The following is a 14,261-nucleotide window of genomic DNA, read 5'->3' as shown; positions in this document are numbered from 1 at the left end:
GGGCGGCCGCCTCGCCATGCTCGGCGATGAGGGCAACCTCCAGGCAGGCCGGGCAGGCCGTGGACAGCGCGATGTCCCAGGGCATCGGGTCGCCGGAGGTGCGGCCGTACGGCTGTGCGCTCCGGCGCTGCAGCAACAGCGCGACCCGCACGCCGCACAGGGCGTCGTGCCAGCCCAACGGCTCGCGGTCGCTGGCCAGCACGCCGTGATGATCGCGCTCGGTACGGGGGGCGTTCGGGTCGACTCCGACCCACATCGCCGTCTTGTCCTGCATGGTCACCCCTGTCACGCTACGCCGGGGCGGGCCGGGGCGCAGCAGGTTCGCGCGGGGGCGCCAGTCGGCGTCCGGGCCGGTGGCCAGCCCGTGCGCCTGCAGGCAGATCAGCACCCGGCGCACGTCAGCGAGGTCGCGGCCGGTCAAACGGCCAGCTCCTCGGCCGAGGTACAGCCCGCGGCCCGCCGCCATGCCACTGCACCACCCGGAAGAGCGCGCGGTCGGTCTGCACGGCAGCCAGGTGCTTGGCGATCGGCTCGCACTCCGCCAGCCTCCGCTCGATCCAGGCCGTATCCTCACCGGCCGCCGCGAGCTGGTCGCGTTCCCTGCGCATCGCCTCCAGCCACGCGGCCGCGTCCCGGCACAACTGCGCCAGCACCAGCCCGGCGGCCTCGTCCATGCCCGCGTTCACCCCCACAGCGGCGGGGCCTGTTCGCCGCGCCGGCCCGAGGCCACCCGGCGCCCCCTCGACTGCGCCCAGCGGCCCATGGCGTCGAACCCGCCCCCGGCAGAGATCGGGGGCGGGTCCGGCTCGGCGGCCCGACCCCGCCGCGGCGGGGTCGGCGGGGGCGCAGTCACCAGCGTGACCGTGCTTGGCGAACGGGTGGGCGCCGCCCAGAATGGGCCGGGCCTGCTCGGGGTCGGCCCGCGCGCGGCCCAGAACGGCGCCGGCTCGGCGGCCAGCTGCTCGCGGCGGACCCCGCGCAGGGTGCGCGAACCGACCCGCACCGTGTAAGTGCCGTCAACGCCGGTCGACTCCACCACGCCCCGAGCGTCCCGCCGGATGCTCGGGTGATCCAGCCGCACCTGATCGCCGCGCTGGTAGGCCATAGCCTCCACGATCGGCCCAAGTCCCAGTACTGGCAAGACGACCCGGTGGTAAGGCTGACACCACCGGCCGCCACCTGGAGCGCTACCGCAGGTCGGACGCTTGACTCGTCGGCGCGGCGGGCAGGAGCGCGCGAGCTGCTTCACGCAGGCTCGGCCGCCCTGGGGCCTTGTCCAGCAGGCGGGCGGCCGCCCCAAGCGTGCGCTCGGCACGGCCGGAGGCCACCTGTCCCCGCCGGGGCAGCACCTCGCGGACCAAGACCCGCTCGGCCTCAGCCCAGTCCCGGGCCTGGGCCAACGCCCACAGCAGGTTCGCCCGGCTTACGCAGGCGCCCCGGTCATACCCGGACGCCAGCTCGGCATCGGCGGCCACGGCGAAGTGCTCGCCGGCGCGGCCCCACTGCCCCGCGTCCGCGCAGAGCATGGCATGGTGCCAGGAGATCTCCCCCTCGGTCAGCCACCACGCCCACGCGGGATCGCCCGAACGTGGGCCGTCCAGGTAGCGGCTGCGCGTGCGGCCGATCAGGTCCCGGGCGCGGGCATGCTCCCCCATCTGCGCGGCCGCCCGCGCCGCCCGCATCGTGAACAAGGTGCCGACGCTGCCCGACGCCCCCTCCAGCGCGGCCTCACAGATCTGCGCCGCCTCGCCGGGCCGGTGCACGTGAAGGTCTTGCATGGCCAGCTGGGCCAGCACGAAGTACTCCATGGACCGATCACCCGAGGTGCGAGCGCTCAAGAGCGCTTCCAGACTCAGCCGGCGGGCCAGGTCCTGGCGCTCGGCGTCGAAGCACACCCACCCGGCCACCTGCTGAGCCTCGGCCGCGGCCGCCAGCACCTCACGGTTGCCCGGAAACTCGGCGTGGGCCGTGCGGTGGGCCCGCTCGGCCGCCCTCACCACCAGGTCGAGCATGTCCCCGGCGCCCAGCCGGGTGTCCAGCGCGATAATCTGCGCGCTCGCCGCGCGCACCTGCGCGGCCGCCTCACCCGCCGTGGCGCCACCCTTGCGGCTCCGGGGCGCCGGCTCGGCCAGCTCCTGCACGTCGTCGGCCGCCCCCGGCCCCGGAGCGGTGCCCGGCGCAGCGGCCCCGGCGAACAGTTCCCGTTCCGGGATGGCGAACACCAGCGCGTACAGGATGCGGTAACGCTCGTCCGGCAGGTGCTCGCCGCGCTCCCACCCCCCGATCTGACGGCGCAGACTCGCCGGGTGCGCCACCGCAACCCGCACTCCCGCCGCCCGCCGCAGCTCCCGCGCCATCTGCGCCAGGCTCCACATCCTGTCCGGCCGCAGCCGCTCACGGCGCAGCCGCGATGACCACCGGGGTACCTCGCTCATCCATCACTCCAGGCCAGACTGGGGATATCCGCCTGTGTGCCAGTCTGCCCCCTGCCCACGTTCCCCGCTCGCTTCTACCGTCAGCGCATGGACAGTCACGCCGCCGGATCATCGCCTGCGTTCCCCACCCGCACGGCTCCGGCGGATCGGGCTGCTCCTTCCGCAGGAGGGGGCAGGGCCGGGACGGGGGAGCCCCCGTCCCCCGTCCCGGCGCTGCCCAGTCCGAGCGGCGGCCGCGCAGTGAGCGCGCTGCCCGTGCCGTACGTCACCGCCTGGCCCAGGCCGGGGACGTGGCTCGTGCTGTGGCTGCCCTACCACGCCCGGTACGAGGCCTTCCACATGGGCGACCCGGCCCGCACCCGCACCGTGCACGCCCCCACCCTGTCCGCGCTGGGCGCGCGCATGGCCGAAGCCACCCTCGACATCTGGTGGGCGGCCCAGGCCCCGAGGCGCATCCCGGCCGACCCCACGGCGGCCGCGCTGTTGCCGGCGCCGCCCGCCAGACCAGACGACGGCCGCGCCCTGTGTGGGAGCCGCCCGGTCCTCGCACGGCCCGGTGATGCCCGCGAGGCCGGTGCTCTTGCCTGCCCGCAAGGCTCCCGAGGGATGCAGGCGCGGCCGTCCCGTCACCGCCAGCCCGGCCGGAACCGACCCGGGCCGACGGCTCGGGGAGCTGGCGCCGGGTACCCGGCCGGGCTGGCGGGCGACCCGAGGTGACGCACACGGTGCCGGTCCCGTACGTGAACGCCTGGACCGATGAGCACGTGACCCACGGACTGCGGTTCGTCTGGCATGAGGGGTCGCGGGGGGCCCGGCTGAGCTACCTCGACCCGCTCCCGCAGGACTGGCTGTACGGGGCGCTGTGGGCCCGTCAGGGCCTCGCGCAGACCGGTGGCGTCGAGTGGCGCTCGGCCCACCCCACCCGCCAGCGCCGGTGCATGCGGCACGGCCTGTGCCAGGTGTGCGGGCTGTCGGCGAAGGACCCCGTCACCGGCCGCACCTGGTGGCTGATGCCCAACCCCGACCAGCCCACCCGCACCGAACTCGGGCGGGTCATCTCCCACATCGCGCCCACCTGCGAGCAGTGCATCCCCGTCTCGCTGCGGCACTGCCCGCGCCTCAAGCGCGGCGCGGCCATCTACACCGCCGCCGACTTCGAGCCGTACGCCGTCGTCGCCGACGTCTACCACGCCACCGCCGGCGGCTCGGTACGGCCCACGGCCCGATCCGCGATGGTCGAGCTGGACCGCTACCGCGCCCTCAACCACGTGCTCGCCAAGCAACTCATCGTCGCCTTCGACGACATGCGGCGCGAAGACGCGACCGCCTAACCCGCCCAGACCACCTCGTAGACCGAGACGGTACGGCGCGGCCGGTCGACGTACAACGCGGCGAGACCCAGGTCTCCGAACTCCACCTCGCGGTAGTCCGGATCGTCGCGCTGGCCAGCGGTGGAGTTCTTGAACGGGTCTTCACCGACCCGGGCCAAGGCCTCGATGAGGGCGATGAAGGCGGCCTCGGGCAGGCCGACGATGGCGGCTGATCCGGACGCGTGGAAGATCACGCGGTAATTCACTGGGCGGGTCCTCCGGCGCGCTGCGCGAGGGCGTCGGCGAGCGTCAGGCCCGGGAACGGGGTTTCGATCTGGTCGGCCTCGACCCACGGGCCCCCGCTGCCGGTGCGGGCGTCCTCGGCGCGCTGGTCGTGACCATGGCGCGCGTACATGATCGCGCGCAGGTGCCAGCGCTTGAGGGTCTGCTGCAGCTCGCGGTAGCGCCATGTCTCGTGCGCGGCCGCGACCATGGCGGCTCGGTAGTCGGACAGGAAGCGCTCGCGGTACTGCTCGGGCAGCACGCTCAGGATGTCGTCAGGGTCGTACCCGGTGCCGTGGGGCTCGGCGGGCTGAGCGGACACGGGGCGCCCTCCTGATCGTCTGGTCTGTGCGCTTTCAGCCTACTGCCCGACCTCGGCGGCGTCAGGGCCCATGCCTCGGCACCGAGGCGGGCATCCATGCGCAGCACCACGGCGGCGGGTACCTGCTCGCGGCAGGTCCAGCGGGCGCCGCACACGCACACCACGGCGCGCTCGGCCTGGTCGACCAGCGGCACGGCTACCTCGTGCGGGCAGGGGTCGGGGTCGGTCATGAGGTGCGACCGTAACCGCCGCCTGGCCCCGGAGCTGGGCGGACGTCGTATTCGGCGGGTTCGTCCGGGGCCTTCGGCGGGTGCTGGGGGTCAGCCTGCCCCGAGCGCGGGCGGGCGGCGGGCTGGCCGCTGCCGCGCGGGAGTCGCCGCGGGGTCGACCCGCTCGGCGTGCACCCAGTACGGCCCGGCCGCGTTCGCGGTGGAGACGTCGAACACGACGCGCACGCCGGGCCCGCGCCGGTTGGTCAGCTCGGCGGCGTCGCCGAGCTGCAGCGCGGGGTGTCCACGCAACGCGGCCAGGACCAGGGCGGCGACCTCGCGCACCCGGTCGGCGTCGTCGCCCATGAGGCGGAGCTGCACCATCAGACGCTCACCTCCGCCGCGTTGGTCGGGTCGTGATCGAGCGCCGCGCCTTCGACGGTCACGTACGTCACGTGGCGCTCGCCCTCCTCGCGCGCGGGCACCGTGGCGGCCGTGCGCCGCAACCGGCCAGCGCGGGTCAGCGTCTCCAGCACCTCGGCCGTTCCGGCGGCGGACCCGGTGATGGTCAGCCGTACCTCGTCCCGCACGCCCGGCTCTACCTGGTGATCCGGCGGCAAGCTCAGCCCGGGGCGGCCCGCGTCCGAGGCGTCCGAGGTGTCGGCGATGCGCCGCAGCGTCAGCCACAGCCGGTCCGCCGTCCCCGGCGGCCAGGGCTGGCGCAACCAGCCCGTGACCGGGTCGAGCTCCCCGCGCCACTGCGCAACCCGCTCGCTCACCGTGGCGGGCCAGTAGTCGGACACGCCGCCCCGGCCGGTCGGCGCCGTGAGCTTCACGGGCTCGCCGAGGGCGGCGAGCCGGTCGACGACGGCCCCGAGTGGGCGGGCATCCCAGCCGATCAGGCGGCGACCGTCGAGCGCTGCCCGCATGGCGGCCGCGCCCTCGGCCGCGCTCACCGCGTCAGCCGGAGCTCCGGAGGTGCGCGGCCCAGCCAGCCGTACCAGGACGTCGAGCAACCGGCGGCCGCTGCCGTCGACCGCCTGGACCCGGGCGGCCAGCGGCGGCCGCGCTCGTCCGGCCGCCGTGCGCGGCGCCTCGTGCAGCTCGACCCAGACCACCGCCGTGGCCTCGTCGGCGAGCAGGGCGGCCGCCCACTCGGCCAGCGCCGCGCGGCCCTGACGAAGTCCGATCTGCTTGGCGATCAGGCGGGCGATGTGGTTGCAGGCCACGCACCGGGGCCGGAGCCCGCGCTGAGCAAGGCCCTGTTGGCACTGGGCGCCGCAGTCGGCGCACACCCGCACGGTAGTGCTCGCGCGCCGCCCGGCGGCCGCGAGCTGACCGGCACTGGCCCCGGTCGGCGGGCAGTCCGTGACGCGATACAGCGGGATGTCGGTGTCCTTGCCGCGCCAGTCCTCCCCCGCCACGTAGCCGACCACCGGCCCGGCGGGCTCGCGCGGCAGGTCGGCGCCGGCGAGCTGGCTCCGGCTGGCCAGGCCCCAGGGCACCTCGGACCACCGCCGGTAGTAGACGGGCTTCGGCGGCGGGGGCGCCTCCTGCGGCTCGTGCTCGGCCATAAGGCCTCCGTTCGGCTCTCGGGGATCGCGGTCCCCTTGGGGGTGCTGATGGTTGGACCGTACGCCGTGCCACCGACAGTTCGCAACCAGGCTTTAGGCCGCTGACCGGTGCTTTTCAAGTTTGCAAACTTGAATTATCCGGCGCTCAGCCGGTGTCAAGTGCGCGGTCGACGGCGGCCCGTAGAACGTCACCAGGGGTGATGACCTCGGCGGCGAGCTCCTGGTACCGCTCGTAGATCGCGCCGTCCCTGGGCGTGATCGGCCCGGGGTTGGCGTCGCGCAGGGCGCGAATCTCGACGATCGCGGGCATGCTGACGTGCACGCACCCTGCCTGCAGCCGTTCGGCGAGCTCGGGCGGGATGCGCATCGGGATCGCCTCCGGCCACGCGCGGTCGACGCTGCCCGGCCAGCGTCCCGAGTGCGGCGCGGTCGGCGGGGGCGGCGGCCACGGGTGATCCCACCCCCGCTCCCCCAGCTCGGCCTTGACCGCGTGCGTCATCAGCACGTCGACCGAATCGCACAGCTCGCCGCGCTGGCGCAGCGCGCGCAGGTGCGCGCGGGCCTGGGCACTGATCCGGGCGCGTTCGGCGGCCGGCGCCTCCGGGTCGACGGGGAAGAGCTCGGCCAAGATCGCGCGCCGCGCGTCCTTCTCGGCGGACAGGCGCTCGGTCAGCCGGGCCCGGGTGCCGAAGGGAACGCGGGCTTGTACGGGGGTCACTGCGATGGGCATAGATCTATCCTGAGCGGCAAGAGTTAAGTTTGCAAACTTCAAACGCCGGCGGAGCCCCCCGCCGGTGAGAGCGGGAGTTCCGTGCTGGCCGCTGTAGGGCGGGGCTTACTGGTCTGGCGTCCTGGCATGGTGTTGACCTGCCCGGACTCTTGGTCAGCCTGAGCCGTACATCTGGCGGCACATGCGGTTGCGCACGGCGAAATCGGGCTTGTGCGGCGGGAACATGTCGTCGCACTTGCGGTCCATGAAGCTCGCGCCGTTGCTGCTCGTCCCGCCTCCCGCGCTCGTCCTGCCTGACCGGTCGGAGCCACCGCCGCGGCGGGGCTTACTGGTCTGGCTGCGCGGTGGTCGCGCTGGAGCGCGCTCGACTGCGGGCCGCTGAGGTTCGACAGACAGCTGGCGTCCGCCGCCGTGACGCTCGCGCTGTTTGCCTCTCTTCCGCGAGGGGGTGCGGGGGGCGTCGCGGTCGGCCACAGCCGGCGTCGCCGTGGGGAGATCGGCGGGCGAGAGGGAGGTGAAGGCAGGGCCCTCGCCGGGCAGTTCGGTGTAGGCCGCGCGCGGGGTGGGCGTGTGGAGAGGATGGGCCGACTCGGCCTCATCGCTGGGCCAGGCCGCCCACAGCGCCAGTGCCACGCACACGACCGCCCCACCGCCAACGCGCGCGATGAGGGCCCAGTCCACTCGCAGTTCCGGCCCGTACCATGCCCGCCCGCCGTCCTGGTCGTCGTCTGGCTCGTCTGGTGGTGCCGGCATGGCGTAGGACCGGGTGGTGTGCGGCCCGAATGTGGCGCCCTGGCCCTCGTCGTCGAGGTCGGGGGGTTGGGTGGTCGGTGGTGAGGCGTGGTCCCACACGAACCGCTCCACCGGCTCGCCCTCGTCGCAGGCGCTTCCCAGGCTCGAATCTGGCTCGGCTGGCGGGCCGTAGGGCTGGCGTCCCCGCGGGGCCTTGGCGGGGGTTTCGGGGTCGTCGTGCTCACCGTGCATGGCGTCTCCCTCCATCGCTGCTGACATTCCAGCGTGGCTGAACCACTCCGGACCCGAGGCGGTAACGCGCGGGGCAAGCCGGATCTGTGACCAGGGGAAACAGGCCATTTTGCTGGGAATGTGGATAGGTCGGTCGTGATCGAGGGGCGGTCCGCTCTGGGGCTGATTCCGAGAGGTGGAGATCCCCCACATCCCGGCCGTGACGTGGTGCACCATGGCTCGATCCCCCGACTGCCACAGGAGGACCGACCAGGATGACTGACTGGCTGCGCGCCCTGGATGCCTACGAGCGGGGCGACTACCGCCACGTGGCCGACCATTGCCGGGCAGGCTTGGCTGCCCCGCTGCTGGACGATGCCCTCATGGTCAGGCTCAGCCACCTGCAGCTGACTGCCACGGAGCTGTGGTGGGTCACTGGCCCTGACGACAGCATCCGCGCTTTGGCCGCGGCCGCGAGTGCGTCGGCCGACCGTACCGGTGATCGCGAGCTCCAGGCCCTGGCCGGGGTCAGTATGGGCGCCTACCGGCTGGCGGCCGAAGGGCTGCAGGCGGGCGTGGCCTGGTTGCGCGAGGCGGCTGAGCACGCAGAGCAGTCCGGTAGCCCTCTGGCTCGTCTGGAGGCGCTGTCGGCTCTCGGTCACCACCTGGTCGGCCTCGACATGGGGGCCGGCCTCGCCACTTTGGAGAGGGCGCGCGAGGTCGCCGAGCAGTACGGCGAGGCCGACCTCCCGCCCGCAGACCGGCCGCTGTATCGCGTGCAGGCCGCGCTGCTGCACGGCCACCTCGGCGTCGCCGCCTTCGACAACGGCCGGTTCGGCGAGGCGGAAGAGAGCCTGCGGCGCTCCCTCGCCGGGCTGCAGGCGGCAAGGGCTCGGGACCACGTCGCGATGATCTCCAACTACCTGGGGCAGGTGCTCACCGCCATCGGCCGGTTTGAGGAGGCCGATCAGCTGCTCCAGGACGCGTTGCAGGTCCTGCGCGCGGACGCTGACCTCAGCGCGCACCAGGGCTACAACCAGGGCTTGATCGGCAAGCTCTACCTGGAGTGGGGACAACCTGACCGGGCCCGGCCGATGATCGACGCCGGGTATGAGCGGGTGACGCGTGCTGGGCACGCCTCCATCGCCCCGATCTTGCGCACCTATCTTGCCGAGGTGCTCACGATGCCTGGCCAGCGCGACCTGGAGCGAGCGCGCCTGCTGTGCGATGAGACGGTGCAGGAGTGCCGCCTGACCGGCTTCCAGCGCAGCGAAGTTGGCGCGCTCTCGTTGCGGGCGCTCGTCGAACTCCAGCTCGGCGAGGTCGACGACGCGCTCGGCTCCAGCACACTCGCCGTAACCCGGCTGGAGGCGGCCGGAACGATGCCCGCGCTGCGCAGCGAAGAGGTGTACTACGTGCACCACCAGGTTCTGTGTGCCGTCGGTGACGGCATGTCCCGGCACTGGCTCGACCGCGCGCGGGCCACGGTGTCGGCCAAAGCGGCGAGTCTGCCGAGTGCGGAGACGTTTCTGACCCGTGTGCCGATCAACCGCGCTATCGCGTCGGCGTGAGTCATCGGCCGACGTCGCGCCGGCGGCGGTCTTGGGCGGGGTCGAGCGCGACCCCGAACCCCTTGCGGCTGTTGAGCACCTCGACCACGTCACCGGTGCGGTAGTAGCGGCGCGCGCCCCGGTCCTCGTGCGCGGCGCGCTCGTCGATCGCCGCGCGGTACTGCGTGACGCTCTTGCCGTCGACGCCCAACAGCTTGGCGATCGCGCCGAGGGTGCGCATCTCGTCGGGGTCTCCGGGCACCGGGTAGCGGGCGGGCGCGTGCGCGGCCTGCCAGGCCGTCAGGAACTCGTCGAGCTCGGCTTCCTCGTACTCCTCGTACGGCGTGCCGGACCCTTGCCGGGGCCTGGTGCCCTTCGGCGCGGGGAACCCGGGGGCTCCCGCGAGGTGGTTGCGGACCGCCGTCTCTGCGCGGCCGACCTTCGCCGCCCACTCCCCCAACGTCACCAGCGTCACGAGCCCCATTGTCCCGGAGCCGGCGGCCGCGCCGTACGGCGCGGGCTCGGCGAGCACGTCGAGCCAGATGTCCCCGTGGCATTCCTCCCCCGGGCGGCACCAGCACGCAAGGTCGAGCTCGGCGAGCTCGCGCCGGGCCTGCGCGACCAACTCGGGGTGCTCGGCCAGGTGGCACCGGAAGAGGCGCAGCGCCTCGGCGCGGCCGTGGGTCTTCACCGCGAACGGGTTGCGGAACGGGCTGCCCTTCAGCCCCGGGCAGGCCCGGCCGATGTAGGCCGCTCCGGCGGGGACGCGGCCGTGGTAGAGGTCGCCTTCGACGCGTACCCGGCGCGGCGTGGCTGGCCTGGCGTCCTCGACGGGCGCGGCCGCCTCGAACAGCTCGCGCTGATCCCACTGTGGCCGCGCGGCCGCCTTCCATACGCGGTTTAGCCACGCCAGCGCGAAGGACTGACAGTTGGCTTCGTTCTTGTGGGTGCTCGACCCGCACGCGGTCGGGGTGCGGCGGCCCTGGAAGCTCCAGGCCATGGAGTCGGCCGAGGTGAGCCACCGGCCGTACTGCCGTAGCCCGGAGATCTTCACCCCGAACCCGTGCAAGGGCAGATCGAGCCGCGCCAGCGTCTGGAAGATCGCGCCGATTTCGGCGGTGCCCTGGCGGCGGCAGACCGACCCGACCCCGACCACGGGGTAGTCCTCGGCGAGCCGTACGCCGTGCTGCTCGTAGAGGTCGACGCACCGCAGGTAGTCGTCAAGGTCCCAGCCCTGGATCACGGGCATGATGGGGCAGTCGCCCGGGGCTCCCTGCTCGTCCCACAACGCGGTCAGCGTCACGAAGTTCTCGACTGTGCGCCGCTGGTGCTCGGCCACGCTCAGGCCGGTCTTGGCGAGCATGAAGGGCTCTACCATCCAATCCTGAGGCGCCGCCCACGCGATATCGCCGATCTCCTCGTCGTAGCGGGCCAGGGCCCGCACGTACTCCGCCGGGCTCGTCCGGAACTCGCCGTACAGCGCCAGCTCGGTGAAGGCTCCGGAGTCGACCGCGTAGTGACGGCCGAGGGGGGCGCGGGGCAGGGTGGCCCGCCGCGCCAGCACGCGGTGTGAGATGAACAGGGAGACATCCACGGGAGCGGTGATCAGCCACCGCTCCCGGTGAGTGCCGAGGTAGAAGTTCAGCTCTTCCTCTTCGCAGATCATGACGTGTCCGAACCCGATCAGAAGAGGGCGGGCTGTTCGCCCGGCTCGCGGGTTTCGGGCTGCTGGATGACCAGCTCGTAGCCGCCGCCCGGCGCGCCGCCGGGCCGGTGGCGGGTGTTGTAGCCCTCCGGGCGGCGGATGAGGATCGGCCCGCCCTGCTCGAACCAGCCGGCAGGGTAGGACTGGGTCACCTGGGCGTTCCAGCGCCCCATCAGGACCTTGCTGTAGTCGGCGGCGGTGGCCGGCGGGTTGACCACGGGCAGGCTGCGCCAGGTCGGCCAGGCGTGATCGTGCGCGTCCTCGGTGGCGTCGTTGTTGCGGCGCCGCTCGGGCCCCTCCCAGTCGCATCCGAGGCAGACGCCGCGGTGGAGCTGGTGCCAGACTGGCTCGTCGACCACGCGGGAGAGCACGGTCGGGCGGCACGCGGCGGTGAGGTCGGCGGGATGGCCGTAGCTGATCGCCCACATGCCCCGGCGGGCGGTGTCGGGGGCGGCCTGGTAGGCGGCGAGCCTGGCGCGGGTGCCGCGCGGCTCCTGGTCGTCCTGGTGGTTCGGGATGCTGCTGCCCGAGGTGCTCATGGGCGTGCCTTTCCGGTGTGCTTCGCGGGTGGTCTCGGCTGTCCGGGCCGAGGCGGGGGTACTCGAGTGCGGCGGGAGAGGGCCGCGACCCCGGCGGCGCCGGGGCTCGATGCCCCGGCGACGGCGTGCGGGCGCCGCGGGGCCGCGCCGGCGCCAGCCCGGTGGAGGGGCGAGCGCGGCGCGGGGCGCGGGTCGCGGTTAGAGCCGTCCGATCGCTGCGTTGATCTCAGGCCGGGTGCTGGCGCGGAACTCCTTGGTGAGGGTCGCCTGCAGTTCGGCGCGGGCGGCGCTGCCTGGCGCGCTGGTGTCGTGCTGGCGGGCGAGAGCGACCAGCTTCTCGACCTGCTCTGTCCTGATCATGTGCTGTCCTTCCGGTCTTTCGCGGGTGGTGCCAGGGGGCGGGTGTCCGGCCCGCTCCCCTGGCGGGGCTGCTGGTCTAGATCTCGCGGCCGTCGCAGTCGACGTAGACGCCGCCCCGAGAGTGGATGCCGTTGCAGCGCTCGTGCGGGTCCTCGATCTCGTCGAACTCCTCGTCGACCTCGCCGGGGTTCCTCATCCTGACCTCCTCAACTCTTCTAATCAACAGTCTACCCGATATTGCGGTCTTGAAACCGTGGATCACGCCTTTGAGCTGGGTTTTCTTTCGTGTCGCCGGGGTGTTGCTACCCTGAGGGCGTGTCCTACCTTTCGCGGGTGGACCAGTGGCGGCCGGTGTGTCCGACTGCTGCCCGGCCTCGGCCGCGCGGTGGTTCATCGGCCGCCTTCGTCGTGCCTAGGGTTTCGAGCATCACTCGGGGCCCGGCCTGGTGGCCAGACCTCCGAGTGATCAGCGCTCGATCTCAGACAGTGACGTCGCCCAGCTCGCGCGGCAGTTCCTCGCCCGTCAGGCATTCGACCAGCGCCGAGATCAGCACCTCGGCGGCGTTCGGGGTGACGGCGTTGCCGTACTGGCGGACCTTGGCCCGCTTGTCGCCGAGAACGATGTACCCGTCATCGAACGCCATCCCCCGGGCGATCTCGTCAGGCTCCAGCATCCGAAAGCGGACGTCGTTGACGTCGATGGCGGCGACCTGCTCGCGGGCCTCGTCCAAGTCCAGCGCCGCGAGCCCGAACCGGTCGTGCGTCGTGAACGTCCCGAACGGCGAGCTCGTGGGCCTGGCGACCCCGGTCCGGGTGTACGGGATCAACAGTGGCTCCGGTGCCTGAGCGAGGTAATGGTGGTTCCCTCCCGCCGTGATCGTGTGCAGGGGATCGGAGGCAAGGCGCGCTTTCTCCTTGTCACCGCCGCCGCGCATCGGGATGACCAACGGCGGCGGCTCGACAACCGCATGGTTGGAGCCGTCCGCCACGATCGTGGCCAGCGGGTCGACACTCGGATCGGTGTTGCGCGGCCGCCCCGAACGCAGCAGCGTCAAGAACGGCGGCGGAAAGGCGACGGCGGTTTCGCGCCGTGCGGTCTGAGTCCGCATGGGCTGGGTTGCTGGGGCCGCGTGCTTGCCCTCTCGGCCTTCGGCGGGGATCAACAGTGGCGGGATGGCCAGGCCGTCGTTTTCCGTGGTGGTCCGGGTCGGCATGGGCGCGCTGACCGGGGTGGCCTCGGTGCGCCAGGTGCCGCCGGTGGGCACCAACAACGGCTCAAGCCAGTGCTTGCGCATCCCGGCTGTGACACGGGCGACGGTGTTGGGGGCGTACGGGCGGAACTCCTTGCCCGGCTTGCCGTCCCCAATTCGGCGCGTGGGCAAGCTGAGGTCGATGGCCGCCAACGCGGGCAGCACCTCGGGATTCACGATCTGGTTGCGGCACCTGGTGCTTGGGCACCGGTAGATGTACTGCGAGCGGTACTTGCCCGCCTCCCGCTTGGGGTTCTTGTACACCGCCATGGCCAACACGACCTTGTCACAGGTGTCGCAGTACGCCTTCGGCCGCAGCCACTTTGCGAAGTCGGGCGTCCGACCGAGGCTGGTGTGCCAGTAGACGAGGTATAGCCGGTCCCTCGACTGCGGCGCACCGAGCGTGCGCACCGGCCGCAGGTGCATCGAGTTGAGGCCGAACACGGCCGTCTTGTAGCCGAGGCGGTGGAGCCGCTGGCGGAAGTCGGGGAAGCCATCCCAGTCGTACTCGTCGAGCACGTTCTCCATCACCCCAACGAGCGGGATGTCGTGCGGCGTGCGGGCTCGGGCGTGGCAGCCTTCGAGGTAGTCGGCTACCTGCTTGGTGAGCGCGCGGGACTGCTCGGCGAGGAACTCCTCTTCTTCCTCCTGCGGTGTCATCGGGCGGGAGAACAGCCCTTCCTGCCTGGAGGTCTTGTAGTGCTGCTTCTTGCCGTTGGCGATTGTCCATTTCGTGCACTCGGTGGAGGCCCAGTGGATCATCGTGACCGGCCAGTTGAACACCGGGGCCTCGCGGATGTCTCCGTCTTCGTGCCGGGTGTTGGGGAAGTTTGCGCGGTGGCTGCTGATAGCGAGCTTCCAGTGATTGGCCGCCAACACGATCTCCACGCCGGGCACCTTGTGTGCGCCCTGGCTGGAGCCACCGGCACCACAGAACCAATCGGAGAGAGTGATGGTGCTGCTGTCGTGGATCACGCCGTGTCCTTTCGATCTTTCGCGGGTGGTGCCGGGGGCGGGTGTCCGGCCCGCCCC

The 14,261-nt window shown here is 72.6% G+C and carries 17 protein-coding genes; 4 read left to right on the top strand and 13 right to left on the bottom strand.

What is annotated here, in order from left to right; all coding sequences use genetic code 11:
- Both ACIBHY_RS54065 and ACIBHY_RS54060 read right to left on the bottom strand, forming a co-directional pair.
- The coding region (locus tag ACIBHY_RS54065) for a hypothetical protein (protein WP_397311011.1) at positions 1-421 on the bottom strand (421 nt) is incomplete at its 3' end.
- Positions 399-686, bottom strand: a complete 288-nt coding sequence (locus tag ACIBHY_RS54060; protein ID WP_397311010.1) for a hypothetical protein — start codon at positions 684-686, stop codon at positions 399-401. The genes ACIBHY_RS54065 and ACIBHY_RS54060, both read right to left, overlap by 23 nt.
- A gap of 171 nt (positions 687-857) precedes the next feature.
- Here ACIBHY_RS54060 and ACIBHY_RS54055 point away from each other — a divergent pair, with 171 nt between their 5' ends.
- Positions 858-1,010 (top strand): hypothetical protein, encoded by a 153-nt coding sequence (locus tag ACIBHY_RS54055; protein WP_397311009.1) that lies wholly within the window; start codon positions 858-860, stop codon positions 1,008-1,010.
- 177 nt (positions 1,011-1,187) lie between these two features.
- Here ACIBHY_RS54055 and ACIBHY_RS54050 read toward each other — a convergent pair whose 3' ends face one another.
- A complete protein-coding gene (locus ACIBHY_RS54050) occupies positions 1,188-2,435 on the bottom strand; it encodes a DNA-binding protein (protein WP_397311007.1) in 1,248 nt (415 codons plus the stop codon).
- 240 nt (positions 2,436-2,675) lie between these two features.
- Here ACIBHY_RS54050 and ACIBHY_RS54045 point away from each other — a divergent pair, with 240 nt between their 5' ends.
- Together ACIBHY_RS54045 and ACIBHY_RS54040 are read left to right on the top strand one after the other, a co-directional pair.
- Entirely contained in the window at positions 2,676-3,152 is a 477-nt protein-coding gene (locus ACIBHY_RS54045) for a hypothetical protein (RefSeq protein ID WP_397311006.1), read from the top strand.
- Positions 3,153-3,160: 8 nt separating this feature from the next.
- The gene (locus ACIBHY_RS54040; RefSeq protein WP_397311005.1) at positions 3,161-3,766 is read left to right on the top strand and encodes a hypothetical protein; all 606 of its coding nucleotides are present in this window, start codon (positions 3,161-3,163) and stop codon (positions 3,764-3,766) included.
- On the opposite strand, the gene ACIBHY_RS54035 is transcribed toward ACIBHY_RS54040, so the two are convergent.
- From ACIBHY_RS54035 to ACIBHY_RS54010, 6 genes are all read right to left on the bottom strand, one after another.
- Positions 3,763-4,011: a hypothetical protein gene (locus tag ACIBHY_RS54035; RefSeq protein WP_397311004.1), complete on the bottom strand. Its 249-nt coding sequence runs from the start codon at positions 4,009-4,011 to the stop codon at positions 3,763-3,765. The genes ACIBHY_RS54040 and ACIBHY_RS54035 overlap by 4 nt on opposite strands.
- Complete coding sequence (locus tag ACIBHY_RS54030) at positions 4,008-4,349, bottom strand: DUF6247 family protein (protein WP_397311003.1); 342 nt, start codon at positions 4,347-4,349, stop codon at positions 4,008-4,010. The genes ACIBHY_RS54035 and ACIBHY_RS54030 overlap by 4 nt, the downstream gene beginning before the upstream one ends.
- 320 nt (positions 4,350-4,669) lie before the next feature.
- A complete protein-coding gene (locus tag ACIBHY_RS54025) occupies positions 4,670-4,942 on the bottom strand; it encodes a hypothetical protein (protein ID WP_397311002.1) in 273 nt (90 codons plus the stop codon).
- Entirely contained in the window at positions 4,942-6,132 is a 1,191-nt protein-coding gene (locus ACIBHY_RS54020; RefSeq protein WP_397311001.1) for a hypothetical protein, read from the bottom strand. Before ACIBHY_RS54020 ends, ACIBHY_RS54025 begins: the two co-directional genes overlap by 1 nt.
- Positions 6,133-6,277: 145 nt before the next feature.
- Complete coding sequence (locus ACIBHY_RS54015; protein ID WP_397311000.1) at positions 6,278-6,862, bottom strand: hypothetical protein; 585 nt, start codon at positions 6,860-6,862, stop codon at positions 6,278-6,280.
- 153 nt (positions 6,863-7,015) lie between these two features.
- On the bottom strand, positions 7,016-7,846 hold the full coding sequence (locus tag ACIBHY_RS54010; protein WP_397310999.1) for a hypothetical protein: 831 nt from the start codon (positions 7,844-7,846) through the stop codon (positions 7,016-7,018).
- A gap of 254 nt (positions 7,847-8,100) precedes the next feature.
- On the opposite strand from ACIBHY_RS54010, the gene ACIBHY_RS54005 reads away from it, so the two are divergent.
- Entirely contained in the window at positions 8,101-9,396 is a 1,296-nt protein-coding gene (locus ACIBHY_RS54005; RefSeq protein WP_397310998.1) for a tetratricopeptide repeat protein, read from the top strand.
- A gap of 1 nt (position 9,397) precedes the next feature.
- Here ACIBHY_RS54005 and ACIBHY_RS54000 read toward each other — a convergent pair whose 3' ends face one another.
- From ACIBHY_RS54000 to ACIBHY_RS53985, 4 genes are all read right to left on the bottom strand, one after another.
- Positions 9,398-11,041: a DUF4326 domain-containing protein gene (locus tag ACIBHY_RS54000; RefSeq protein WP_397310997.1), complete on the bottom strand. Its 1,644-nt coding sequence runs from the start codon at positions 11,039-11,041 to the stop codon at positions 9,398-9,400.
- Between the two features lie 17 nt (positions 11,042-11,058).
- On the bottom strand, positions 11,059-11,619 hold the full coding sequence (locus tag ACIBHY_RS53995) for a DUF6349 family protein (protein ID WP_397310996.1): 561 nt from the start codon (positions 11,617-11,619) through the stop codon (positions 11,059-11,061).
- Positions 11,620-11,817: 198 nt separating this feature from the next.
- The gene (locus ACIBHY_RS53990) at positions 11,818-11,979 is read right to left on the bottom strand and encodes a hypothetical protein (RefSeq protein ID WP_397310995.1); all 162 of its coding nucleotides are present in this window, start codon (positions 11,977-11,979) and stop codon (positions 11,818-11,820) included.
- A 479-nt stretch (positions 11,980-12,458) separates the two neighbouring features.
- Positions 12,459-14,204: a DNA cytosine methyltransferase gene (locus ACIBHY_RS53985; RefSeq protein ID WP_397310994.1), complete on the bottom strand. Its 1,746-nt coding sequence runs from the start codon at positions 14,202-14,204 to the stop codon at positions 12,459-12,461.
- Positions 14,205-14,261 lie beyond the last annotated feature (57 nt).

It is taken from the genome of Nonomuraea sp. NPDC050547 (assembly GCF_044457345.1).
Classification (GTDB): domain Bacteria; phylum Actinomycetota; class Actinomycetes; order Streptosporangiales; family Streptosporangiaceae; genus Nonomuraea.
The sequence above is the reverse complement of the archived record's forward strand: the minus strand, read 5'-3'. Positions and strand labels throughout refer to the sequence as shown.

Bases quoted from the DNA above. Each gene is read 5' to 3' on its own strand.
- ACIBHY_RS54050 (WP_397311007.1), bottom strand. From the start codon at position 2,435: ATGAGCGAGGTACCCCGGTGGTCATCGCGGCTGCGCCGTGAGCGGCTG.
- ACIBHY_RS54025 (WP_397311002.1), bottom strand. From the start codon at position 4,942: ATGGTGCAGCTCCGCCTCATGGGCGACGACGCCGACCGGGTGCGCGAG.
- ACIBHY_RS54020 (WP_397311001.1), bottom strand. From the start codon at position 6,132: ATGGCCGAGCACGAGCCGCAGGAGGCGCCCCCGCCGCCGAAGCCCGTC.
- ACIBHY_RS54015 (WP_397311000.1), bottom strand. From the start codon at position 6,862: ATGCCCATCGCAGTGACCCCCGTACAAGCCCGCGTTCCCTTCGGCACC.
- ACIBHY_RS54010 (WP_397310999.1), bottom strand. From the start codon at position 7,846: ATGCACGGTGAGCACGACGACCCCGAAACCCCCGCCAAGGCCCCGCGG.
- ACIBHY_RS54005 (WP_397310998.1), top strand. From the start codon at position 8,101: ATGACTGACTGGCTGCGCGCCCTGGATGCCTACGAGCGGGGCGACTAC.
- ACIBHY_RS54000 (WP_397310997.1), bottom strand. From the start codon at position 11,041: ATGATCTGCGAAGAGGAAGAGCTGAACTTCTACCTCGGCACTCACCGG.
- ACIBHY_RS53995 (WP_397310996.1), bottom strand. From the start codon at position 11,619: ATGAGCACCTCGGGCAGCAGCATCCCGAACCACCAGGACGACCAGGAG.
- ACIBHY_RS53990 (WP_397310995.1), bottom strand. From the start codon at position 11,979: ATGATCAGGACAGAGCAGGTCGAGAAGCTGGTCGCTCTCGCCCGCCAG.